Below are 25,961 nucleotides of genomic sequence, written 5' to 3' on the forward strand. Positions count from 1 at the left end.
ACCTATCACTTTTGTTTCAGAAGATAGAAAAAATGTTACCTATCTATTTCTTAGCGCTTAGATAATGCAATATATTTTTCGTCATGAGCACAATATTATCTTGATAAACGTTAAGATTACTATTCTGATTCCATTCATAAGCAGCGAGCCCAAGGGCTATACATGTACCTTGATATTCCGCTGTCGAAGCAAATTCCACCATTCCGGCACAACAATAATCCGTCACGTGTCCCCACGTTGCTAAAACGGTAGCATTGTTTTCTTCTTCAAATGCCTTTACTATATTCCCTGCATTGGGATAAAGACTGGGGAAACCATAAGAATTCAAGTCCCACATACAATTATGGTCTTCACGTCGTCCGGGACCGATCAGCGGGAACGTTTCATGAGAGAATTGGTCGGAAGTAACCATACCGGCAAACACTGGATGACTCCGATGATCATACTCCATTCCGATGTTGGCATTAATCGTCCAAACGTCCACGCCATCTCCTCCTTCACCATCTGCAAATATCCCTGGAGCCCGTTCGGTACGCCCCAATGGCACAACCAACTGAGTCGCATGATTACTCAAGAACAGATTCCCTCCATTCTTATAATACGTAGTCAAGGCAGCGATCGCATCAGTAGACAAAGGTAACTTATCCCATCCGGCTCCAATGCCTACACGGTCTATATGCACCCAAATAACATCGTAAACAGAAAGATCTTCACTAGTCAACATGGCAGGAGTGACAACTTTACCATTCACAAACTGTTTCTTGAACCATGCATAAGAGGCTTTTTCATCATCATCTTCTATCTCTTCGGGACTATTATACGTTATCACATAAGCTGCATTTGTCAAATCAAGCCCGGACGGTTTCACCTTAATATTTTCTTCCGTTACTCCGCAATCTATCACTTCGGATAATTCGCTGATATAAAATACTTGATTACTGTTTTTATCTTCTATCGTACAATCTGCAAAACGATTATTTTCTCCTTCCGCAGCATTCACTGTAGTGGGATTTTCTATACCTTCACTCCAAGATACATTTATGGTGTTTGACGTGAAATGATTGTATTCACCTTTCACATGAATTACCCCATAGTCGGCTTCTTTGCCATTGAGTTGATTATCGCTCTGATTTACCGTGAACAAGTTATCACTTAACAAGTTGTTTTGCCCGCTTAATTCAAAGAAAGTCATTTTGTTTCCGGTAAATTCATTATCCGAAATATTCACTCGGCTACAGCCAGTAAAGTTGGCACACCAATCGTCATTCGCCGTTAGTTTGTTGTGAGAGAAAATCAGATTACTTTCTCCCGAAATACGTGCAGCCACACCGCCTTGCGATGAACCGAAAGCAGAATTGGTCACCATATTTTGTATGCCACCATTCATTTCAATGCCATTCACAACATCGGTTGCATCTATCCGGGCTAATGTAATGGCATCACATCCTTGGAGTTTAACGCCCTGATACATATTTTCCATCTTAATATTGAAGAAATGCAGGCGGTCATTGTCATGCTCTACATAGATTCCGGTTCCTTGGTGGTCGGCTTTCCCCACAAGGGTAAGTCCGCTTACCTCCACCCCGCTAATACGATTTTTATGTCCGCCTATATCGGCAACAGGAGCGACATGTAATGCATATTCAGCATTTCCAAGTATCAAACGACTGCCTTTAGCGTCAGCAACAGGAACAACCGTTTCATCATTCACACCTTTCAGTGTTACGAAATTGCGTGTAAGCTGAATGGGGCTATCCAGGCGAAAAGTTCCTTCGGGAATAAGTATCGTTCCTCCCTCGGGTGGGAGATCGGCTATAATAGCATTTATAAGATCTGCACAATCGGTAGATCCGTCAGTCGGAAGCCCGAATTGCGTTATATCTATTATCTTCTGACCTTTACATTCATCGCAAAGCGCATAAGTATCGTCATTACTGCAAGATGTGCCCAACATCAGGAACAATCCGCTTATCAAGAATTTATTTATTTTCATGGTGTTACTATATTAATAATGGTATAGGATGAGGAAATTATTCTATTATGCTCACCTTATCAGATGATACACAATTAGAGACTTCAGTTTCTGCGTTCACCAAGAATACCCGATAGCTCTCCAAATTATCTATAAAGCAGTTTTTGAACACGTTGCCTGTTCCTTGAGTGGCATTTACAGCTACAGCATCAGCATAAGCCCATTCACATGATAAACTGTTGGACACAAACGTATTGTTGTTACCTTTTACATTGATTATACCAAAATCATCGCCATGGTCGAGCATTTGATTCTGAACTGCTCCTGTAAGCCAAAAGATGTTCTTATTTACCCGATTGTTATCGCCACTCAACACAAGAATACCATTATAGTAGCTTTTGAAATTATTACCTTCAATAACACTATTATTGCAATCATCAAGCACTAAATTTTCACGTCCATCAGGGTAGACCTGATTATTAAGGAATGACAGTTTGTTCACTCCCTGCGCTTTACAGGTTATGCCAGTGGGCTGTGCACCTAATTGGCAATTCTTTATAATCATATTCTCACCACCAATCAGTTCGATACTATTAGGAAGTTCACATACCCAACAGTTGACTATCTGCATATTCTTTGCCTGTTCTATCTTGATGCCGGTATGCAGATTTATGCCAATAATATTAGAAAGTATTCCATTATCGCTCGTGCCTGTAAAATGTATACCGATGTTCTTGGCTTCCGTCCCCCCCGACACCATCAGATTCATAATCTTTAACCCCTTCACGTCTGTTTCTACTTTTATAGCTGCTTCGGCATTGCGGGCCACTAGTTTGCTTCCACCACCAGGTCCCAGCAGATCGTTGATTCCATTCACGTCAATATTGCTGCGCATACCGGGATTTAATCCCTTAATCGTCACATTGTGCTTATTAATCACAATGGGAGCATCAAGTACAAAATCACCTTCGGGAATAACCACCACTCCCCCTTCGGAAGGTAAGGAGGCAATTGCACTATTAATGGCTTTCGAACAATCTGTCTTTCCATCACCAATAGCTCCGAATGTGGTAACATCACCTTCGATTTCAGTATGAGTGCCATAACATAATAGGTTATCATCACCGTCGCAAGCTGTGAACAAGCACAGACAGAAAGTGCTAATTAAATATCTCTTTAGTTTCATCATATCTATATTTAAGGAATTCATATTAGTTAAACTTACCATATCCAGGGTTCTGCACATAATTACCTTCAGAGAAATTATATTGCGCATTGGGGATAGGCAAATATTCATCTCTGCCACGGACGAAGCGAGCACCACGATAATAAACGCGTTTGTTTTGCTCCACACCAATGTAACTGTTCATAGTTTCCGCAGCAACACCCCAACGTACCAGATCGAAGAAACGGTCTCCTTCCATAGCAAACTCCATGCGACGTTCCCAACGTAGTGCTTTGCGGGCTAATTCTTGATTCCAGCCTTCAGAAGGGTATTCACCGATCAGATAATTAGCCGCATTCTGTTCTGAATCCTCAAAGTCTTTTACATAAGGGCTATTCTTGGCACGCAGACGAATACGGTTAATGATTTTGCGGGCTTCTTCCAGTCCGGCAGCTTCACCTATTTCTATCAGCGCTTCAGCCTTCCACAACAACACGTCGGCATAACGGATAATCTGCCAATTGAGATGGGAAGCCCCCCAAGGCCAACCTTGGAACATCTCGTCACTCTCCGGAGAAATATAGAAGCGTTTGGTACAGTTGAAACCATATTCGCCACTGTTACGCACCCAATTTGCTTTACAAGGCTCGGCAGTATATGTTTTCCAAGTAATACCCGGACGACCGGTTACGAAATCCAAACGAGGATCTACAGTTGCGTCAACATTAGTGAGTTCACTTCCTTCGTATATTCCATAGTCATCGGTGTTGAAGGTATCAAACAAAGGCAATCCATATGTATCTGTCTTATAGGCATTGATTAAGTTTTGGCTGGGCAAGAAAAATCCGTCACCACCATAAGGGCCTTTAGGGGCGTTGAGCAAATTACTCCAGTTTATGTTTCCGGCACCATCGGTTTCATCATTCATCGAATATTGCACGGCAAACACTGACTCTACCCCATTTTCATATTCCAATTGATCGAGTTTCTGAAAATCATTCAAAAGATCGTACGTCTTTCCTTGTGCGCCCACCTTGTCACAAAGAGTCACCACTTCAGCCAGCAACTGCTTGTCAATAGCAACTACTTGGTTATTGTCATCTTGTTGATAGGCCTGATAGAGTATGGCTTTAGCGGCATAGGCATAGGCTATATTCTTTGTGATACGACCTACTTGAGGTTGAGTATCAGGCAAATCGTCGGCAGCATCGAGAAATTCCTGTGCTATTTTACCCAAAAGTTCTTCACGGGTATATTGGTTGTTGGGGATGTACTTATAATCATCATTTTCCACATTTTCATCAAAATAAGGCACTTGCTTGAAAAGACGAACCAGTTCGAAGAAGAAGTGTGCACGAATCACCTTCATTTCGGCTTTGCGACTTTTAAGTATCGACAAAGAGTTCTCGTCAAGCGTGTTCATTACTCTCAATGCGCTGTTACAGCGTTGTAAACAGCAATAGAGTTGAAACCATTTTTCATCGGCATTACTCCATGTAGCATCTATTTTAAAGGTTTCAAGCAGCGTGCAAAAGTCACCGTCATTTACACCGCCACCGCCTTTGTAAGCATTGTCCGAACGTACTTCGCCATACGTCCAATTCGTCATTGGTACCCAATGCATCTCACGATTGGGACCTTTCAATCCGGCGTAAGCTGAAGTAACCAAGAGTTCTACACCGTCGGCCGATGCCAACAAATCGTCATTGAGTGTACCTTGCGGTTTAATATCAAGAAAACGGCTCTCATTGCAACTTGCCAATAGTGCCATAACACCTGCTGCAAAGATATATTTCAATTTCATAATGTTCTGTATTTAGGATAAAAATTAAAAACCAAGTGATAGACCGAATGTATAAGTGCGGGGCTGAGGATATGGATAGCCCAGTCCTTCAGGGTCGGCACCCGTATAATTAGTCAGTGTGAAAACATTCTGTGCTTGCAGATACACACGCAAATTGGAAAGACGTGCTTTCTTAATCCACTTATCCGGGAAAGTGTAACCCAACGTTAAAGTCTTCAGCTTCACGTAAGAACCATCCTCGATAAAGAAAGTAGAACTGCGTGTTTCTACATTATTATCCACCACAGTCAGTGCAGGAATATCACAATTATAAACTCCGGTTTGCTCATAATCATTCCAAGCATGCATTGCATCCATCAGACGTACAGAATGATTACCTGTCCAGCCTTGGAATAGGTCGGTATAAAACTTAGAGTTATTCCATGCATCGCGAATCATACCATTGAAGAATGCAGAAAAATCAAATCCTTTGTAAGATGCACCGATATTTAAACCACCGATAAATTTAGGTTGATCGCTACCTTGCCAATCCATATCGGCAGTATTGATGACGTTGTCACCGTTAAGGTCTTTGTAGCGAATACGTCCCACACCAGGAGCTCCAATCTGTACATCATATTTGCTTAGATATTCATATACCTCTTGCTTTGTTTTGAATACACCATCGGCTTTATATGACATCCATGAACCATAAGGTTGTCCCACAATGGTTTTGTCCACACCGTTGCCACCTCCCCAAGTATATTTGATAACATCCGGAAGTTCGGTAATTTCATTCTTATAATAAGAGATGTTGAACGAAATATCATACTTGAAATCCTTTATTTCATCTCGCCAAGTAAAGGTTGCTTCCACACCGCTATTATCCATACTGGCAGCATTATACCATTTATATCCACCTTCGCCAATCACACCTATATAGGGTTTTTGAATTAACATACCAGTGGTCTTCTTTTGAAAATAGTCCAGAGTCAAGCCCAAACGGTTATCGAAGAAAGCGGCATCAATACCAAAGTTCAGTTGCTTGGTCTCTTCCCACTTCAAGTCGTTGTTACCCGAACGATCTTTCTGTACACCGGGCACGACTGTTGCACCATCACCATTGAAGTTGTATGAACCATTGGACATGTTAGTGTAATAAAGGTTGTAAGTAGCATTGTTGTCAATCTGGTCATTACCATTAATTCCCCATGATGCACGTAATTTAAGGTCTGAAAGCCAGTTTTGCGTACGTTCCATAAATTTTTCGCGTGACATTCTCCAACCAGCTGATACAGAAGGGAAGACGGCTGAATTATTCCCTTTACCAAAACGTGAAGAAGCATCACGACGCACCGTTCCTGATATGAGGTACTTATCATCGAACGCATAGTTTACCTTACCAAAGTAAGAAACCATAGCATAAGTAGAAGCATTGTTACCCACGCTTTTTCCTTCGGTCACGGTGTCCAGATAGCGATAGTCAAGGTCTTCTATCACCAATCCGCGACCATACCCCTGCAAATGCTCACCATTTTCTTTCTTAGCTTCGGTTCCTATCACAGCACTGATATTATTCTTCCCGAAATCTATACTATAATTAGCCGTGTTCGACCATACCCATTGTACACTATTATCCTGTCGTACGGTCAGTTCATTTACATCTACCTTCCGATCGGCTTCGCTCCATTTTGGGACAAAGGTTGAGTTGAAACCGGTAGTATAATTCAAGCCAAATTGGCTCTTCAATACCAAATTTTTAATAGGCTCTACTTCCAAATAAACATTACCAAAGATACGCCAGCTTTTATGACGATTATTGGCTTCGTTGTCCGTCAAACGAATGGGATTCGGTTTATCTCCCAATATATCCACATAACCACCGGCGTACCTTCCGTTTTCATCATACACAGGAATGGCCGGATGCTGCGCAATAACCAATTCTTCTATACCGGCAGGATTAAGATGTTCCAACCAATGGTTCACCGAGATGCTTTCTCCCACACGTACTTTACCATCCACAAAGCGGAAATTAGAAGCTAAACGCGAATTAAAGCGTTCGTAGTCTGTATTACGGCAAAGACCATCTTGATTCATATAGTTTAAGGTAAGAGCCACATTACCATCCTTAAATCCTTTAGAGAAGGAAAGATTATAATTCTGCATCAAAGCTGTACCAAATATCTCCTTTGCCCAATCAGTATTGCCCGACTTTATCTTCACTCCATTCTGGTCGAAATAATATTCTTGCAGTTGGGCTTTCTCTCCATTTCCATAGACAACACTGTTTGGATAGGTTCCAAAAGTATTTTTATAGGCTTGCCAATAAACATCACCCCATTGGTAAGCGTCAAGCATATCAATACCACCGGCAAAAGTCTGGGCAGTGAGCGACATATCAAAACTTACCTTTACATCACCTTCCTTAGCACGTTTTGTGGTAATGATAATGACCCCGTTGGCAGCCTGAGCACCATAAATCGCAGCAGATGCTGCATCTTTCAACACCTGAATGGATTCGACATCATTGGAAGAGATGATAGAAGCTACATTGTCATGTGTCTGAACACCATCTATCACATAAAGAGGGGAAGAATTGTTAATGGTAGTAATACCACGTAATTTAGTATCCGTGTTTCCACCGCCGGGTTTACCATCAGTTGTCACGTTCATACCGGCTACACGCCCCTGCAAACCTGACATCACATTACCGGTAGGTATATCCGCTACCTCTTTCATCTTCACTACGGCTACCGAACCTGTCAGACTGGCTTTCTTTTCAGCCATATAACCTGTCACAACCACCTCATCAATCATCTTAGCATCTTCTTCCATCACTATCTTCAAGGAAGGTTTAGCGGCAATAATCACTTCCTTATATCCTATATAAGAAATAGCCAATGATGCATTTGCCGGTACACTAAGAGTAAAGTTTCCATCTAAATCGGTAATAGTTCCAGTTGATTTAGAATCATTTTGCACTACGGAAGCACCAATAATCGGTTGCCCATCAGTCTTTGAAGTAACGTTTCCCTTCACCGTTATGTTTTGTCCCCAAAGGACTGACATGAAAGTAAACAGGAAACAAACGCTGCAAAGAAGTTTTTTGTTCTTCATAATACTAAGCATTAGTTTGATGTTATTAAATTAAAAGTACGAATTTTATCTTTATCGATGATGCAAATTACGGTTGATTTATATCAATCGACTGAAAGAAATGTTTCAAAGGCTGTAACATTTGTTGCATAGAACGCTATTTTATAGGGTTTTATACATTATTTTTCTCATCACAAGAATTATGAAGAAGATATTCTCTAGTCAGTGCGGAAAATATTACCTTTGCGTAGTAATAGAAGCTTTTAAAAAGTAGTTATTATTAAAACGATTAATAAAAAAAGTCAGTTACCGATTGTAACCAACTGAAAATTGAACGATATGAAAACAATCTCCAACGAACAACTTACCATTCAAGTATCTCCTCATGGAGCTGAACTTTGCAGTATCTTTGCCAATGGAAAAGAATATCTGTGGCAAGCGGATCCTGCTTTTTGGAAACGTCACTCTCCTGTCCTATTCCCTATTGTCGGAAGTGTATGGGAAAATGAATATCGCAATGAAGAGATTCCTTATACGCTTACCCAACATGGATTTGCCCGCGACATGGAATTTACGCTTGTTTCTGAAAAAAAAGATGAAATACATTACCGCCTTATCAGTAATGGAGAGACTTTGCAGAAATATCCGTTTCCATTCTGTCTGGAAATAGGTTATCGCATTCAAGGAAAGCAGATTGAGGTGATATGGAAAGTAAAGAATACCGGCGACAAAGAAATGCATTTTCAGATTGGAGCACATCCTGCTTTCTACTGGCCGGAGTTTGATGCGAACAGTTTAGAAAGAGGGTTCTTCGGATTCGACAGGAAAGACGGTTTGAAGTATATTCTTATTTCTGAAAAGGGATGCGCTGATCCTTCTGTTGAGTATTCCTTAGAGTTGACAGACGGATTGTTACCATTGGATACTCATACTTTTGATAAAGATGCTTTGATCTTGGAAAATGAACAGGTTCGCAAAGTTACCTTATATAATAAGGAGAAACGGGCTTATTTAAGTTTACACTTTAATGCTCCGGTAGTCGGCCTTTGGTCGCCACCTGCAAAAAATGCTCCTTTTGTCTGCATCGAGCCTTGGTATGGACGTTGCGACCGTGCACACTATACTGGTGAATATAAAGATAAGGACTGGATGCAACATTTGCAACCAAGTGAGATATTCCAAGGAGGATACACGATTGAAATTAATGAGTAATCAATAAAAGTAGCTGCCAGATTTCACATCTGACAGCTACCAACACCTAATTCTAATCTACAAAAACCTAACTTATAAACCTAACCGATACACATTGAATGAATTGACATTAAACGTACCTCCCTTGCTATAAAACCACATACGGTTGTATGGTTCCGACGGAAAAATGAGATTGGTCATTGCTATCTTTCCTCCGTTCAGGAATATTTCTACAGAACATTTATCAACAAAAATATCCAAAGCATATTTATTTTCTTTCTTTATCGGTGCCCAGGTAGCTAATGCGAAATCATCGATATAATTGATGGAAGTCGTCTTTCTGCGGTCATGTGCTTCTATTTCATGAGGTACGCTGTTCTTTCCGAAGTCTACGATACCGCTTTTCGTTCGGTCCATTACCAGTTTCTTTTCCGGAAGATTGAAATAGATGTCCACCTTTTCACCTTTATCATTAAAGAGACTGAATCCCATAATTTCTGCTTCGCCGGTAGTAATCTCCAATGCTAATTCATAAGCTCCGTCATTATCAGCCAATAAAGAATCAATATGATAATCATTCACAACCGTAAATGCAGTAATCTCTTTACTTTCTTTTCGTAAAGCTTTTATCTCTGTTACCGGAGCTGCCGAAAGATAAACTTCACCGTCTTGTGTATAAAGCCCCAATTCACGTGGCAACGCATTGGCACTACGGAACTGTTTTGTCGGAACGATATTGCAATATTGCCAGTTACTCATCCAAGGTACAGCAATCACACGGTCACCGGTATTCGAGAAACAAACGGTGGCATAGTGATCTTTGCCCCAATCCAACCATTTCGTGATATTTGGCTGATTGTCACAAATAAATTCCGTTCCATCAAAGTCTCCTACAAAATATTGAGTTGCGCTACCACCAAAATAGCACCCCGGATTTACATTCACTATCAACGCCCATTTCTTGTGGTTCGTATCTCCATTTACCGGAAGTTCCACCATATCCGGACATTCAAACTGACAAGGTTGAACTCCGTACCCTTCTCCGAAACTGCTCATATAATTCCAGTCTTTCAAATTCTTAGAATCATAGAAACGCATTTCTTTATCAGCAGAAACAATCATCACCCATTTATCTTCCGGTTCATATCGGAAAACTTTCGGGTCACGGAAATCTTTCAAACCACCAGAAGGGCGCAGGACAGGATTATTCTCATATTTCGTAAAGGTGCGACCGTTGTCATTACTGTAGGCCAGACATTGAATCTGCCCATTCTTATCACTGGCAGAAGTGTAAAAAGCCAGGATAGAGCCTTCTCCATAACCGGCCGTATTCTCTTGGTCGACAATAGAACTTCCGGAAAAGATATGCCCCAATGTATCGCGGGCAATAGCTGGTTCCAGATGTTCCCAATGCATCAGGTCTTTACTGACAGAATGTCCCCAATGCATATTTCCCCATTTGGAGCCATAAGGATTATATTGATAATACAAATGATATTCTCCATCTTTATACCCCAACCCGTTAGCATCATTCATCCAGCCATAAAGGGGAGTATGATGATAAACAGGACGAAACTTTTCCGTATTGGTTGTATCAAACGTATCGGATAACTTAATTTCTTTCCAGCAAAGTGCATCCTTTGATTTATTACGAACACGTACGGTTGCAGTCTTCGCTCCAACAGGTAAAGCAAATGGAACGAAATAGTCCACTTGGTTCTGTGCCAGACGAATATCCATATCAGTATCGGCAGCTTCTCCTGTATTGAGGAGAACCTGACTTTCCGGTGTTTCCTCTTCTATAGGAAGCAATATATAATTAGTCGGATTGGTGATATGGATGACAGTCAAGCTATCACCTTGCTGTTCCAAGGTCAATTTGCTTTTAGTTGTATGGCAATAAGTCAGTCCATAAGAGACTGCTAAAGCAAGTACTGCACCTCTACATAGTTTCATCCAAGGGGTTGTTTTCATAGCAATAAAGTATTCCTAGTTTATATAAGCATTTAATTAAAAAGATGTTGGCAAAGATAAGGCGTATCTTCACTAGCGTCTATAAACATTGTTTCATAGGGTATCAAATTTGATACAAATCTTAAAAATATTCTTTCTATCAGGCAAGAAGAGTCGAATAAAGACCGATAACCTCTTTGTTTTCCTGAATTTATTTTTCTACTTTTGAAGCAAATCTTTATTCTTCTACTTATGCCAGCAAATAGAAATGCCTTAATCCGTTATAAAACAATTGATAACTGTCTACGTAATCCTTATCGACGCTGGACGTTGGAAGATTTGGTAGATGCTTGCTCGGATGCGCTTTATGAATACGAAGGCATTGATAAAGGCATAAGCAAACGTACGGTACAAATGGATATACAGATGATGCGTAGCGAGAAGCTGGGTTATAACGCTCCGATTGTGGTGTACGAAAATAAATACTATAAATACGAAGATCCGGAATACAGCATTACACAAACCCCGCTGAATGAACAAGACCTGAAAACGATGTCGGAAGCAGTGGAAGTGTTACGGCAGTTTAAGGGTTTCTCCTATTTCACAGAAATGAGCGATATTATCAACCGCCTGGAAGACCATGTCGCTTCTGCCCGGATGAAAACCACTCCTGTCATTGACTTTGAAAAGAATGAATCATTGAAAGGACTGGATTATCTGGATACGATCTATCACGCGATTGTAAACGAGCATCCGATACAGCTCAAATATCGTTCGTTCAAGGCACGTTCGGCCAACAGCTTTATTTTTTATCCTTATCTATTAAAAGAATATCGCAACCGATGGTTCGTTTATGGAGTCAGAGGAAACGGACGAATATTGCAAAATTTAGCTTTGGACAGAATACAATCATTGGAAGTTCTGCCACAAGAACACTATATCAAAAATACATTCTTCGATCCGAATACGTTCTTCGACGACTTGGTAGGTGTCACCAAAAACTCCGGAAGCGTAGCAGAGAAAGTTGGTTTCAAAGTAGCGGCAGCCGAAGCACCTTACATCATAACCAAGCCTATACATCGCAGTCAACAACTGGTGGAAAGGCTACCCGACGGAAGCGTCATACTGGAAATTGAAGTCGTAATCAACCATGAGTTAGAACGGGTATTCTTCGGATATGTCGACGGAATAGAAATTCTTTATCCCAAGACATTGGTAGAATTAATGAGTCGGAAATTGGAAAAGGCTGCCAAGCAATATACAAAGTCAAAATGAAAATAAAGCTTTCGCACATTCGTACCCTTCCTTATAAAGCTCTGTCAGCTTTTGCACATCTTTCTCTATACGGTCTACAGCTACAGGTTTCAAAGGACGGATAACGACAATCTTTCCCTCATCCTCCATGCGTTCCACCATTTCCAGCTGTTCATTATAAACAGCACACCGGCAACTTAACGCTTCACGCAACTTCGGATATTTCCGGTATACAAACGAAGGGATACGAATATCTTTCGAATCTTTCCGATATCCCCGGTTACGGGTAAGTATCACGACATTTCTCGTACAGCCATCCGCAATAGCTCTTTGCAGAGGTATGGAATCTACGATTCCCCCATCAAGCATAGGAATCTCATCCACATAAGTGATAGGACACACAAAAGGGAGACTGCTGGATGCACGGACAATATCGATCACCCTGCGCCTGTCTTTTTTCTCTTCGAAATAATTGGCTTCTCCCGTAATGCAATTAGTAGTCACCATCACGAAACGTTCCGGTGAAGCAAAATATGTTTCATAATCATAAGGAAGAATGTGTTCGGGGAACTCATTGAACAATAGATCGAAATCCAAAATATTACGCTTTTTGAGCAAATATTTCAGACCGATATAATTGTACTTCTCCAACAAGTCGATATTGCTGTACTTGGCACGTCCCCGTTGCCGTGATGCATACGACAATCCGTTGCACGCACCGGCAGACACTCCTATCGCATAGGGAAACCGGATATCATGATCCATAAAATAATCAAGTACGCCGCAGGTGAATACTCCACGCATTCCCCCGCCTTCCAACACTAAACCGGTAGATCCATCTATCTGTAAGTTCTTCATTTTTTCTCCTATCTTCTAATTTCCATTCTCTTTTATACATGCTCTCTCTGTATTTACTATTCATGCATATTTATAACAAAAACAAACGGAAAAGGTAGTTCATTCAGCAAAAATAGTAAATATTTCAACAAAATCTTGTTTTTTTGCTTCAATCTATGTAACTTTAGGCTAACTTAATTGTTTAAGGAGGAAAAAAATTAAAAAGTCCTGCCCGCAGGCAAGCACCATGAGAATACAGTTTGAGATTAAAGAAAATTTGCCGGAAATTATCGAAGAGATCTTACACTCTGATAAGTGGCAAACTTCCGTGAAGGAAGAACTTAGCGGTCGGACGACCGTTGTGATCCGTGACCAAGCGTATGGTTCAGAAGCTACCATTGAAATTTATGCTACATCTATTGAAATCAAAACTGCCTGGTCTAAGTACTCCTATCGTATATTTGTAGCCAACGATATCGTATGGTGCGAATATAACGGTGCCTATCGTGGTCTGTTGGAACAAGTGCTCCTACCTACTATCACTCCTAAAGAAAACCTGCTCAATTCTGACGTAACTGAAAGTTCGCTTTATGGAAATGAGCATAAGAAATTGAGGGAGTATGCAGAAGATAATTTGAAACTGAAACAATTCCGCCGGGAAAACTTCAATGAGCAGAAGAATGGAACCGCACCATTCGATCATCCCAAGCGGGTGTATGATGAGTTTATCAAAGAAGATTATGTAGTTGCACCCAAAGAAGAAGAGAAGAAATAATCTGTACTTAATGCTTTAGTTTGTGCCATCGTATTGACACAACAGTGCCACCATGTTGACACTATCGTGCCAATGAGGTGGCATGACTGTGCCAACATGGTGGCATTAATACACTACTCCCAAGTTATCCAGGTCAGCCTTTGATATGGCAAATTCATTTCCAGCTTTAATTCGTTCCAGCACTAAATTTCCGATACATTGGGCATCTTGCACCGATTGAAAAGGTCTTTTCCCGGATACAACCGGGATAAAAGGCTGAACGATTATCAAACTCTCTCTCTCATAAATCTTATAACCGTATCCACTACCTTCAATCTGGGTTACTTCCAGCCGATATATGTTTATCGAATGCATATACCCATATATGATTCCCACTAAAAGCAGCAAGACAAAGCAACTAATACCTATTATTTTTTTATTTCTCTTCATATTCATAAGGCTTCAACTCCCAAGTATCATCGTAATAATAAGTAGAAGCTCCTCCCGTAGCTATAATTCCCCGTTTTCCAGTAGAAAAGCATACTGCTTTCGAGCGTGTACTTCCTTCGAAATCTGTCAAATCTTCCCCATCCCAGAGGTCTGTCAGAGGGTCGTAAATCCAATAATTGGAACGATAACTACCACCAGCAGTCTGCCCCGCAGCAATGTATCCTTTACCGTCGATCACGAAAGCACAAGCATAAGAACGGACGATAGAAGTGTAATCGTCGTCATAATCATCATCACTCTTATCGTAAAGTTCACGCAATTCTTTCCAAGTACCCGTTGCCGGATTAAAACACCAGAAATCCGTCACATCCGAACCGTTATTTTCACCGCCGCAGATATAAGCTATATCATCTATGACGAAGGCCATACCGCCCATTCTCTTCTGTCCGCCAAATCCACTCATGGCTGTCCATTCTCCTTTATCTCCCACCGACGGGTCGAACTTCCAGAAATCCTTTTGATAATTATCGTTGTAACCTGTACCCAGATACCCATACTGACCAATGCCGAAAGAAAGCGCATAATACCGTTTACCATAGATATTAGTCCCATCAGTTCCATCCGGAATAGAAGCCATCTCCTTCCAGGAATTCGTGGCAGGATCATACTGCCAGCAATCATTCAGATAATCCTTTTTTGTCGCATCGTAACCAGTAGCAATATATCCTTTGGTACCTACTGCAAAACCTGTAGCCGCATTCCGGGCAGGAGCCGCATCGGGCATTGATGTACACTGTGTCCACGAATTAGCCTCGATGTCATACGCCCAGCAATCTTTCAAACGGTCTTTGGTACTCCCCCGGTATCCGGTGCAGAGGTACCCTACGTTACCAATCGTAAAACCAGCTGCGTCCGTACGCGCCACACCATCAAAATCAGAACGGCGATACCACACACCTGCCGTATATTCAGTATCATCCGTACATGCCGCCAATGAAAGCAGCACCACCATCATGCAAAGTAATTTATTCATTTTCGTATTCATAAATATGTCGTTGATTACAACCGCAAATGTAGGCGGCAACGGGCACGCATAAAAAAACTATCGACAAATAAAGACATTCTATCTACCAACAAAATTCAGGTCGACAAATACAGAGATTTAGTCGATAGTTTTTTGGAGGACTATTTAAAACCTCTTCTTTTGCCGGTACAAAACCAATTTCATTTTACTACATGAAGTCAATCATACTACTTTTTTCATTCTTTATATCTCTTTCTTTTTTCGCTTGTGTAGACGATTCATCGTCCATAGGAGCGAAATGGGTACAAAGTTCATTCCTCAACGAACAGATGGACACTTGTACGGTATTACTTAGTACAGTATTAAGCGACTCCATAGCCACTTCGGGAGATACGGTTTGTCAGATAGGATACCGTGACGACAACTTATGGGGGAAAATTACCGCTTCTTTTTACGCAGAGTATGAAGTACCTTCCTATTCGTTTGATGAAAACATCCAATATGAGTTCGACTCGATCACCATACGCCTGTATTCTTCGGGCAATTACCTGGGAGATACACTAAAAACCCAACGCATTCATCTGCATGAACTGACAAAGAATATAGAACTGGACGATAGAGGGTACCTATACAACACTACTACTGCCTATTACAACGAAACTCCACTGGCATCTTTCGACTTTCGTCCTACTCCGGGCTCACCGAGCGAAGAACTGGAAATACGATTGCCGGATGCATGGGGAGAAGAATGGTTCAACTTGATGCTGAATGATGGCCGATGGGTACAATCCCAGGATTTCTTCCATGATTATTTCAAGGGAATTGCTTTTATACCCGATGCAAATGACGCTTGTATCAGCGGATTTCAAGTCAACGACTCCAGTATGTGCATCACGGTCTACTATCACCAGATTACGGAAACACTGAACGAAAAAACACTGGTTTTCAATACAAGCAGCACGCTGACTTACAACAAAATAGAACAAGACCGCTCAAACACCCCGATAGCCAACCTGCAAAGTGGGGACGGCAATGAATACTCTTCCGGAAAAAGCGAGCATCAGGTCTACCTGCAGGGAATGACAGGTATGTATGTCACCATCGACTTCCCACATTTAAATAATCTCTGCGAAAAAGGAGAGCTTGTGACTATCGAGAGCGCAACGTTACAGTTATATCCGGTAAAAGGAACTTATGACGGCATGTACCCGTTGCCCAAAAGCCTGGCTCTCTACACCGCCAACAATGAAAATGTGACGCAAAGTGTAATCACCGACCTCACCGGGAGTTCCGTACAAAGCGGAAATCTAGTAGTCGACGAGATGTCTTATGAGGAGACTTATTACTCTTTTGACATCACCTCTTTCCTGCAAACAAACCTGGGAACTACCGGATATGATCGTCAGAAACTACAATTATTTCTTCCGGACAACTTGTTCTATACCACACTTCAAGGCGTTATTTTCGGCGACGGAGAACATACCGCCAATAAAAAGAATACCAAACTTATCATACTTTACAAAACTTATCAACAATGAAAAAGATTTTGTTTTGCCTTCTGGCATTCTATACTCCTGTCTCTATAGTTATTGCACAAAATACAACGAACTCCCCTACTTCCATGTTCGGACTGGGAGAACTTTCTACCGGGGAAGGCGGGCAATATGCCGGACTGGGCGGCACAGGCATTGCATTGCGAGGAAATAATTTCCTTAACAATGCCAATCCGGCTTCACTCACAGAGTTGACCGAACAACGCTTCCAGATCGATGCCGGTATCATGGGAGCATACCAGATTTATTCGCAACGAGGAGCAAGTAACCGTTCCGTCACCGGAAATCTGAATAACCTAAGTATCGGCTGCCGGATTATGCCACGCTGGTATGGAGCAATTTTCATGGCTCCCGTCAGCAGTGTGGGATATGCCATCACGCTGGATGAAGAAGTGGCAGGCACCAATGGAGGTACTATCTCTTCTCTCTTTCAGGGTGAAGGAGGACTTTCCAAGATGGGTATCAGCACGGCTTACCTTTTCGGAAAAAGATTTTCTGTCGGCACCAATCTTTCTTATGTGACGGGGACCATCACACAAACGGAGACGCAAGGTACTGCCACAGAAGAAACCAGTTCTTACAAACATACTTTTTATGCCGATTTCGGCGTACAGTACAAATGGGCTATAGACCGCGAACGTTCCTTTGTAGCCGGTGCTGTATATGGTTACTCACAGGATTTTAAGCAAGACAATAATTTATACGTCAGCAGTAGTTCAGGAGGAGATGATATTGAAAAAAGCCTGAAACGCTATCGTCAATGTCTTCCTCAATTCTTTGGGATCGGAGCTTCCTACAACACTCTACGTTGGATGGCAACCATCGACTACAAATATGTGGACTGGAGCCGGATGCAATCTTCCCAATCCAATGTCAGTTTTGAGAATCAACACCGGTTATCAGTCGGTGGAAGATATACATTGGGCAATGTCTATCGTAATCCGGTCAGCATCCTATTGGGAACAGGTATTAATAATTCCTATATCGTCATTCAAAAGAAAAAGGCAACCGAATATTACGTCAGTACCGGACTTAACTTCGGATTGCGCAATAACAACGTCCTTTCTATCGGATTGAAATATAAAGGCCAGATGAAAATTCCTAACGGTATGCAAAAAGAAAACAGCCTTTCCCTGTTCCTGAATATTACTTTCTCCGAGCGAACTTACCGCGCCAAGATACAATAAAATGTCATAAAACGGAAGTCATTAAGATAGCTGTCCATTTGAAAAAAGAGAAAACTTTGTGAAACTCTGTGTTACTCTGTGGTGAAACTTTCCTATATTTGTAGCCAAAACAATTTAATATTAATTTCATAGGAATGAAAAAGACAATCCTTATTGCTGCTTTAGGCTTGTTCAGCCTAAGCATAATGGCACAAGATGCAAAACCCGAAGAAGGTTTCGTTTTCACGACGGTAAAAGAAAACCCGATTACTTCTATCAAAAATCAAAATCGTTCGAGTACTTGCTGGAGTTTCTCCACTCTTGGATTCGTTGAATCAGAGCTACTTCGTTTAGGCAAAGGCGAGTACGACCTGTCTGAAATGTTTGTTGTACACAAAACGATGCAGGATCGCGGAGTAAACTACGTACGTTATCATGGCGACAGTTCTTTCTCCCCAGGTGGAAGTTTTTATGATGTAATGTACTGCATCAAGAATTATGGTATCGTTCCGCAAGAAGTGATGCCGGGTATTATGTACGGTGACACGTTGCCGGTACATAATGAGCTGGATGCTGTTGCTTCCGGTTACATCAATGCTATCGCCAAAGGTAAGTTGAGCAAACTGACTCCGGTATGGAAAAACGGACTAAGTGCTATTTATGATACTTACCTTGGGGCATGCCCGGAGAAATTCACCTACAAAGGCAAAGAATATACTCCGAAGACTTTTGCAGAATCACTGGGATTGAACTATAACGACTATGTATCACTGACTTCTTATACTCACCATCCATTCTATTCTCAATTCGCCATCGAAATTCAGGATAACTGGCGCAATGGTTTGTCTTACAACCTGCCTATCGAAGAACTGATGGCTGTAATGGACAATGCTGTAAAAAAAGGCTATACCTTTGCATGGGGTAGCGATGTCAGCGAACAGGGATTCACACGTGACGGTATCGCCGTTATGCCGGATGTAAACAAAGAATCCGAACTTTCCGGCTCGGATATGGCTCGCTGGACCGGTCTAACTGCTGCCAACAAACGTCAAATGATGACCACTAAACCATACCCGGAAATCGACGTCACTCAAGAAATGCGTCAAGTTGCTTTCGACAACTGGGAAACAACAGACGACCACGGAATGGTAATCTACGGTATCGCTAAAGACCAGAACGGAAAAGAATACTTCATGGTGAAGAACTCTTGGGGTAAATCTGGCAAATACAATGGTATCTGGTATGCTTCCAAAGCATTCGTTGCCTACAAGACAATGAATATCCTGGTGCATAAAGATGCACTTCCTAAAGAAATTGCCAAAAAACTGGGAATTAAATAATTATTTAAGAAAGGCTTAATTTCCCAATGTATTCAGTAAATTTCTCCTTATAATTATCACCGACAGGAATATAAGTATTCTTATCAAAGATAATACGAAGACGGGAAACTTCGGTAATCTTGCGAAGATTGACAATATAAGAACGGTGGACCCGCATGAAATGCGTGGGAAGCCGTTCTTCCATTTTCTGTAGGCTGGCAAGCGTTATTACAGGCTTGTCCTCTCCTTCCACAAAGATACGCACATACTCACTCATCCCCTCAATATAGCGGATATTCTTCACATCGATGCGAACCACTCTGTAATCGCTCTTCACGAATAATGAATCTCCTTTTATCTGCGAAGCATTTCCAATTTCACCCTGTTGTTCCAACAAACGATATTCAAATTGCCTGCGGGCTTTATCCGCCGCTTTCAATAAATCCTGGAATTCAAACGGTTTCAGCAGATAATCTACGGCATCCAGTTTGAAACCCTCTACCGCATATTCAGAATAAGCAGTAGTGAAAATCACCAACGGACGGTTCACCAAAGAACGTATGAAATCCAATCCGTTCAAATCGGGCATATTAATATCCACAAAGATCAAATCAACCTCCTCTTCGGACAATATCTTCATTGCCTCGAACGCATCCTGGCATGACTTTACCAAAGACAAAAAAGGTACCTGGGATATATAATCCGACAACTGCGTCAATGCTAACGGCTCATCGTCTATTGCTATACATTTCATTCTAATAAAGGTATAATAAGTAAGACATCAAATTTATGTTCCTCTTCGGTAATGGAAAGCGTATAATCATTGCCAAATAAAAGCCTCAACCGCTTACGGATATTCTCGAGTCCGATGCCATGATGCTGTTCGTCAGCCGAACCATTATTGCTGTTGGAACAACGGAATGAAAGCCGGTTGCCCTCATCCAACTGCATCAAGACATGAATAAAAGACTCGCTCCGATAACTGACTCCATGCTTAAAAGCATTTTCCACAAAAGAGACAAAAAGCAAAGGAGGAATCTGCACTTCGGGCACTTCGGCCGGAAAATCCATCTTAATAGATACTTTGTTGGTATAGCGCAAACTCATCAGGGCAATGTAATTTTTAAGAAACTGAACCTCACGTGAAAACAAAATCGTTTTATTACTCGCTTCATAAAGCACATAACGCATCAGTTTAGAGAGTTCCACAATCGTACTTTTCGCTTTCCCCGTATCAATATCCACCAACGCATGAATATTATTGAGCGTATTCATGAAGAAATGAGGATTAATCTGATATTTCAAATACTGCAGTTCCGACTGCAAACGTTGATGTTCCAGTTCCTTCAGCATTTCTTCATCACGGAAAGATTTAAAGAAAAGTTTGATGGCGATATTGAACCCTACCATCAAAAAGGCAATGATGAAATGAATAAGATAGCGGAGCACAAAAGGAGGATAAGGAAAAGGAGTCGGTTTTGGAAATCTTCCGGGACCATTTGGATCTCCCATTCCCCTAGGACGTTGTTCGGGATTGGATTCATGCCAATGCACATCCCCTTCCTCCCTCGCCTTTTCTCTCGTCTTAATAATCTGGTCCCTCCGGTTCTCCTTCATACGAAGAGGCAACTCTCCTCGCTTGAAATCTTTGGGGAAATGATTGGCAGAAGGAAACGGAGAAAGCCAACAAATCATTCCTATTACAAAAATCAACGAAACAGTATATTGCCAGTACCTTTTCTTAAAAAGGAAATAGGGAACCAGCCCATAATTATTCAACAGGAAAAGCACGAAAAAAGGAAGGATACTCAACCATGATTCGCGGATCACCATACGGGTTTCCTCCCGTTCAAGTCCTCCACTCATGGCAAAGTATCCGCCTATCAGCGGAAGAAGAAATATTACGATCCAGATAGCTCCGTAAATACTCTGCTCCAGCACGTGTTGTTTACGCAGTCTTTTCATGCCTCATTGCTTCTGATTATCGAAACAAAGATAAAACCGAACCTGTTTTATCACAAATAGAATCGACCAAAGAACGGATTTCGACGGTAAACTGCTGTTTACCATCCCCATCCACCAGGTCCAGGTCCATGTCCGCTGCCTCCACCACCGGGCTGGCCACCGCCGGAAGTGCTGCCGACTTGTGTCACCATCGAAGTGGCAGTAAATGTTGCCGCCTGTGTGCCACCGGAATAAGTGCCTCCCGAATATAACCCGAAGAACTCGGAACCACCGGAAACCGTTCCTCCTTTTGAGATAGTATAACTACCGCCCGAGGTCAGATTCGGACTACTGAACAATACCGTCATTTGAGAATAAGCACGGGGAATCTGATAGGTCAGTATGCTGGTTCCGTCGGCCGACTGGATATTCAGTATTTCTCCGTTACTTCCCGAACCGCCATAGATCACAGTGCGTTGCGTACATACACTTGATGTAGGTGTACTTGTTCCTCCTCCAATACCCAGAACAATCCCCCCGGTAATCTTAAAGGTATTCTGATCGCAATCGAATCCGTCTTCGGGAGAAGTAGTACCCGACGATACGATCACTCCCCCCGTAATGGTCAACGTACCATTAGAGTCAATGCCGTCATTTCCGGAACTATAACAATAAATATTGCCACCATTAAGAACAATGCTGTTACTTGCATTCATACAGTCATCGTAACAAAGCGCGGCAACTGTACCCTCATTGACAGTCAACACACTTTTACTCTCGATACCCTCACTACCTTCCCCACCGGTAGCCTTCACAAGCACCGTTCCTCCATTGATTGTCAACGCACCGTCCGCTTTGATTCCTTTTGCCGACGAGTCGAGCTTGCCATATACACACTGCGTACCGGTAGTTATCACTTTCACCGTGCCGTCATTGATGGTAATCGAACCGTCACAGTTGATACCTTTACCGGCTCCACCTGTACTCTGAATAGCGATTTCGCCTCCTGTAATCAGGATATTTCCGTCACATTTAATTCCTGCACACGAACTTAAATCATTATCTTCATAAAGAGCGGTTTGAGAAGTGAATGCAGTCAGCTTTCCTCCGGAGATGGTCAGGTTACCATCACAGGATATTCCTTTGGAGGCTGCTCCCGCCACTTGTGCCTGAATAGCACCGCCACTGATTACCACATCCAGACAGGATTTCAACCCATGCGCTTTATTATCCGTTGTAGAGAGTTTTGCAAAGCCTCCGGTCATCGTAATTCCTCCCTCTTCACACTGAATAGCATCGCCGTCTGAAGATATATTCAGTATTCCGCCGCCGATAATCACAGATTCATTGGTATGGATTCCATCTTTTTTGGCCGAAACTACCGTAATATTACACCCGCTACGGAAACGCACATAATCATCGCTTGTGATGGCATGTTTATAATTTCCGGTAACTGTGAGTGAACCGCCTCCACTGAAAATGAGCTGCCCCTCACTGAACAGACAGGCTTTCATATCCTCTCCATCAGTAGTTGCCGTATAAGAAGACCCATCTGTCAACACATTCGTTGTTTCATCCGCGCATACCACAAACACACGTTTGGAAGACTGGATATTAATGGCAGCACCTACCGGATTGAGTATAGACACCCCCGCCAGTGATAATTTGAATTTCTTTTCGCTGTATACCTTGAACGAGCCGTTCGTAGTAGTCCCGTTCAACACATACTCTACTCCGCTGACCGTAGAATTGACCACAATATGCGCCCCATTGGAAGATACTTCCACTCCGGAAACTCCATTACCTACCGTGGCAGTCGTTCCATTATAGGTAATCGTCACCACGGAGGCAAATTGGGAGTTCTCTATAAAATCATCATCGGAAGTGACCGTTTCCGACATGCTTCCATACGTCGTCCTATCACTTTCATCAAAAGCGATTGTAAATCCCAATAAGTCTTCCGATCCCTCGGGAATCGTCGGGTTGGGCTGACTGCTTCCTCCACCTCCCGAACCTTCGACCAATATTCCTTCCTGATCGCCGAAATCGAATGATTCCGTCGTACAATTCACCAACAACAGCAATAAAAGCGGTATCCAAAACAACACTATTCTTTTCATAATTTCCCGTTTTATATATTAAAACTTAAATGAATATCCTGCACCGATCACATGCCCGTTTGCCTCATCGTCGTCTGCCTTATTCTGATACAGATAATAAAAATCGAGAGCATGTTTCTTACTTAGTTTCCATTCCGTCCCCAATGTCCATCGCAACTTTTCAAAAGCACCGATCTCATTCAACGAATATGAAAGTTCACATGAAGTATAAGGCGTAAAAGCACATTTACGTATATTATATTCCACCTGAAGACGGGAACGAAGCACATTTTTTCCTTTTCCACTGATATATTCATCATTCTTCACACTCCCGTCATCACCATCGAATTTGGGGACCGACTGACTGGGACGATAAGTATATTGCCACCGTTCACGAAGGGAAAACGTGAAGCGGCGCCAGTCCACCTTTCCTGTTAATGACAAGTTTACACGATGTTTCGGCTGCCAATATTCGGGGATATAGTTTCCTTTTTTAGTGACTTCCATCGGATGGTAATAATGAATAAACGTATATCCTGCGGATGCTTTCAGCCAACGAAACATCTTATAGGAAACACCTGCCGAACCCGACCAGCGTTCCACCGTCTGCAATCCGTCTCTTGTACGGAATTCACCTTCCAGAGAAGCATCGAAACCGGAGAATATCTTTTTCTTCACTTCCGCACTGGTCCACACGCCGAAATCATCTCCCTGTGCATAACTCTTCCCTGCCATACACAACAATAACAGGCAACCAACCAGGTATCTGCCTGTATCCCAGAGTCTCTTCTTACTTTCTCTGCCTGACTTATCTTCCATTTCCTTATTCATTTTCTTTAGGTAAGCGGGTCAACGTATCAATCGTATTTATCTCATCTTTCAGCGGTTCATAGTAGATTTTCAGCATGGCTGTATCCCGTAAAAAATCGATATGTCCCACTTCCACACGAACAATGTCAAGTCCTGTCCGTTCGCGGAGATCGCGCAATAAGTCCAATTCTCTTTCGGGTTTTATCAGTTCTATCCTGTCATATTGAATCAATTTACAGGAGATATGTTTCAGCCAGCGATTGCTTTCGCAAAGCCATATACTGACAATGAAAAGCAAGTTGGTACATACCAGTTCGGCATAACTGATTTCCACGGCAAGAGCATTGATTACCGAAATGGCAATGATAACAAAAAGATAAGTCATCTCACGCACGGGCATTGACTCGGTCCGATAGCGAATGATACCGAAAATGGCAAATAAACCGAGCGCAAAACCTATTTTCAGTTTGACACTTCCCAATAAGAAAATCATCAGGAAAATGCTGATGCTTATCAGCGTAAAGGTGAAATAATAATCACGCCGTTTGCTCTTGGGGTAATAAAACAGATGAATAATGCAGGATACCACCAGTAAATTGAAGCAGAATCGCAACAACAATTCCAGGAAACCTGCGCTATCCATCAATGGTGTTTCTATTAATGTAATATCACTTAGTTCATCAAACATATTATTCAGGTTTTATATTAAATATTCATTAGTTGCTTCTTTGCTATCTTCTGTGCCATTCTCAACTTGGGTTTAAACCGATTATATTTTAAGTTCCCGGCTGTGAGTACGGTTCCCACACAATATTTACTAATTCCCGAAGGCCGCACATGCAGTTCGCGCAGTATTTCACCGATGGGTGAATAAGTTCTCCCGTCGCGCTTCAGTTCTATGATGGCAAGATTTTCCAATCTTGCTTCTGTTCCGGTTATGAGATGATGGAAATGCACACCGGTATCGATGGTCAGCCGTTCTGTCATTGCCTTATTCACCAATGTAATACGATGAAAATGATTTTCCAGTAGAAGTTTCAAGGTAGACAACTCATACCAGGCATAATTGCGAAGAAACTCTTCTCCTCCATCCTGACGCAAAGAGTTTACTCCTTGCACCCGGATCCGCTTTTTATCTGTCCTCCCTTTATTATTCTTATTTTTCACTTCCAGGAAAGTCAGACCGGAAGAGACATACGTCCTTACACGGATTTTCTCACGGATCACTCTTCCGTTTTGATGAGCCAGATACATGGCGTAATCGGGAGTGTCGAGATAGGTAGTGTGATAAACTATATTCCGTTCTCCCTGCACCTCCTGCACACGATAACAGTTACTTGCCCGTTGCAATACGTCCATCAGGGCAGAGAGTGAAACGATATACTTTGTGTCGGTACGGTTCATCAAACGGATGGTACTCATCTCTTCCAAAGAAATGGAGGAGAAAGCGGAAAGTGCGGTGGTCACATTACATGTCTCGTTCATATTCATAGGGGATTAGAGTAGCAAATGTTACAATACTGTAACAAATGTATGACAGAGAAGCAGAAAAAGGAAAAAAAATCAATGAACGGGGGATTCTTATCGGTGA

20 protein-coding genes are annotated in these 25,961 nt (G+C 42.0%); 6 read left to right on the forward strand and 14 right to left on the reverse strand.

The genetic code is table 11. The features are described 5' to 3' along the window. Window positions 1-43: 43 nt before the first annotated feature. From KSX81_RS04960 to KSX81_RS04975, 4 genes are read right to left on the reverse strand one after another with little or no spacing between them, the layout of a single operon-like run. Window positions 44-1,993, reverse strand: coding sequence for a DUF4960 domain-containing protein (locus KSX81_RS04960; RefSeq protein ID WP_217725480.1), 1,950 nt, complete (start codon window positions 1,991-1,993; stop codon window positions 44-46). Between the two features lie 37 nt (window positions 1,994-2,030). After that, entirely contained in the window at window positions 2,031-3,161 is a 1,131-nt protein-coding gene (locus tag KSX81_RS04965) for a glycosyl hydrolase family 28-related protein (RefSeq protein ID WP_032849301.1), read from the reverse strand. A gap of 22 nt (window positions 3,162-3,183) precedes the next feature. Continuing rightward, window positions 3,184-4,941 carry a RagB/SusD family nutrient uptake outer membrane protein gene (locus KSX81_RS04970; protein WP_149951878.1) on the reverse strand — a complete coding sequence of 586 codons (1,758 nt, stop codon included), beginning with the start codon at window positions 4,939-4,941 and terminating at the stop codon, window positions 3,184-3,186. Window positions 4,942-4,965: 24 nt separating this feature from the next. Then, the gene (locus tag KSX81_RS04975; RefSeq protein ID WP_217725479.1) at window positions 4,966-8,049 is read right to left on the reverse strand and encodes a SusC/RagA family TonB-linked outer membrane protein; all 3,084 of its coding nucleotides are present in this window, start codon (window positions 8,047-8,049) and stop codon (window positions 4,966-4,968) included. Window positions 8,050-8,355: 306 nt separating this feature from the next. Here KSX81_RS04975 and KSX81_RS04980 point away from each other — a divergent pair, with 306 nt between their 5' ends. Then, complete coding sequence (locus KSX81_RS04980) at window positions 8,356-9,228, forward strand: aldose 1-epimerase family protein (protein WP_217725478.1); 873 nt, start codon at window positions 8,356-8,358, stop codon at window positions 9,226-9,228. Window positions 9,229-9,300: 72 nt separating this feature from the next. On the opposite strand, the gene KSX81_RS04985 is transcribed toward KSX81_RS04980, so the two are convergent. Beyond that, window positions 9,301-11,181, reverse strand: coding sequence for a DUF4980 domain-containing protein (locus tag KSX81_RS04985; RefSeq protein ID WP_217725477.1), 1,881 nt, complete (start codon window positions 11,179-11,181; stop codon window positions 9,301-9,303). A gap of 231 nt (window positions 11,182-11,412) precedes the next feature. Here KSX81_RS04985 and KSX81_RS04990 point away from each other — a divergent pair, with 231 nt between their 5' ends. Beyond that, on the forward strand, window positions 11,413-12,435 hold the full coding sequence (locus KSX81_RS04990) for a helix-turn-helix transcriptional regulator (RefSeq protein WP_008999746.1): 1,023 nt from the start codon (window positions 11,413-11,415) through the stop codon (window positions 12,433-12,435). Here KSX81_RS04990 and KSX81_RS04995 read toward each other — a convergent pair. Beyond that, window positions 12,427-13,272: a patatin family protein gene (locus KSX81_RS04995; protein ID WP_004307122.1), complete on the reverse strand. Its 846-nt coding sequence runs from the start codon at window positions 13,270-13,272 to the stop codon at window positions 12,427-12,429. The two genes, KSX81_RS04990 and KSX81_RS04995, sit on opposite strands and share 9 nt — an antisense overlap. A 226-nt stretch (window positions 13,273-13,498) precedes the next feature. Here KSX81_RS04995 and KSX81_RS05000 point away from each other — a divergent pair, with 226 nt between their 5' ends. Continuing rightward, a complete protein-coding gene (locus KSX81_RS05000; RefSeq protein ID WP_004307123.1) occupies window positions 13,499-14,026 on the forward strand; it encodes a hypothetical protein in 528 nt (175 codons plus the stop codon). 105 nt (window positions 14,027-14,131) lie between these two features. On the opposite strand, the gene KSX81_RS05005 is transcribed toward KSX81_RS05000, so the two are convergent. Both KSX81_RS05005 and KSX81_RS05010 read right to left on the reverse strand, forming a co-directional pair. After that, on the reverse strand, window positions 14,132-14,461 hold the full coding sequence (locus KSX81_RS05005; protein ID WP_217725476.1) for a DUF4907 domain-containing protein: 330 nt from the start codon (window positions 14,459-14,461) through the stop codon (window positions 14,132-14,134). Then, window positions 14,442-15,500 carry a Kelch repeat-containing protein gene (locus KSX81_RS05010; protein ID WP_004301004.1) on the reverse strand — a complete coding sequence of 353 codons (1,059 nt, stop codon included), beginning with the start codon at window positions 15,498-15,500 and terminating at the stop codon, window positions 14,442-14,444. The genes KSX81_RS05005 and KSX81_RS05010 overlap by 20 nt, the downstream gene beginning before the upstream one ends. A gap of 191 nt (window positions 15,501-15,691) precedes the next feature. On the opposite strand from KSX81_RS05010, the gene KSX81_RS05015 reads away from it, so the two are divergent. The 3 genes from KSX81_RS05015 to KSX81_RS05025 all read left to right on the forward strand — a co-directional run bounded on the left by KSX81_RS05015 (window position 15,692) and on the right by KSX81_RS05025 (window position 19,538). Continuing rightward, window positions 15,692-17,017: a DUF4270 family protein gene (locus KSX81_RS05015; protein WP_022199807.1), complete on the forward strand. Its 1,326-nt coding sequence runs from the start codon at window positions 15,692-15,694 to the stop codon at window positions 17,015-17,017. Next, complete coding sequence (locus tag KSX81_RS05020; protein WP_217725475.1) at window positions 17,014-18,219, forward strand: hypothetical protein; 1,206 nt, start codon at window positions 17,014-17,016, stop codon at window positions 18,217-18,219. The genes KSX81_RS05015 and KSX81_RS05020 overlap by 4 nt, the downstream gene beginning before the upstream one ends. A 134-nt stretch (window positions 18,220-18,353) precedes the next feature. Then, on the forward strand, window positions 18,354-19,538 hold the full coding sequence (locus KSX81_RS05025; RefSeq protein ID WP_118418153.1) for an aminopeptidase C: 1,185 nt from the start codon (window positions 18,354-18,356) through the stop codon (window positions 19,536-19,538). Window positions 19,539-19,542: 4 nt separating this feature from the next. Here KSX81_RS05025 and KSX81_RS05030 read toward each other — a convergent pair whose 3' ends face one another. From KSX81_RS05030 to KSX81_RS05055, 6 genes are all read right to left on the reverse strand, one after another. Next, window positions 19,543-20,271, reverse strand: a complete 729-nt coding sequence (locus KSX81_RS05030; protein WP_004301008.1) for a LytR/AlgR family response regulator transcription factor — start codon at window positions 20,269-20,271, stop codon at window positions 19,543-19,545. Next, complete coding sequence (locus KSX81_RS05035; protein WP_217725474.1) at window positions 20,268-21,482, reverse strand: sensor histidine kinase; 1,215 nt, start codon at window positions 21,480-21,482, stop codon at window positions 20,268-20,270. Before KSX81_RS05035 ends, KSX81_RS05030 begins: the two co-directional genes overlap by 4 nt. Window positions 21,483-21,580: 98 nt before the next feature. Beyond that, window positions 21,581-23,581: a carbohydrate-binding domain-containing protein gene (locus KSX81_RS05040; RefSeq protein WP_115485156.1), complete on the reverse strand. Its 2,001-nt coding sequence runs from the start codon at window positions 23,579-23,581 to the stop codon at window positions 21,581-21,583. Window positions 23,582-23,599: 18 nt separating this feature from the next. Continuing rightward, a complete protein-coding gene (locus KSX81_RS05045) occupies window positions 23,600-24,379 on the reverse strand; it encodes a DUF2490 domain-containing protein (protein ID WP_004307129.1) in 780 nt (259 codons plus the stop codon). A gap of 4 nt (window positions 24,380-24,383) precedes the next feature. Beyond that, window positions 24,384-25,058 carry a DUF4956 domain-containing protein gene (locus tag KSX81_RS05050; RefSeq protein WP_004301013.1) on the reverse strand — a complete coding sequence of 225 codons (675 nt, stop codon included), beginning with the start codon at window positions 25,056-25,058 and terminating at the stop codon, window positions 24,384-24,386. A gap of 17 nt (window positions 25,059-25,075) precedes the next feature. After that, the gene (locus tag KSX81_RS05055; protein WP_004307130.1) at window positions 25,076-25,855 is read right to left on the reverse strand and encodes a polyphosphate polymerase domain-containing protein; all 780 of its coding nucleotides are present in this window, start codon (window positions 25,853-25,855) and stop codon (window positions 25,076-25,078) included. Between the last annotated feature and the right edge of the window lie 106 nt (window positions 25,856-25,961).

This window comes from Bacteroides sp. MSK.18.37, assembly GCF_019129155.2.
Classification (GTDB): Bacteria; Bacteroidota; Bacteroidia; order Bacteroidales; family Bacteroidaceae; genus Bacteroides; species Bacteroides ovatus.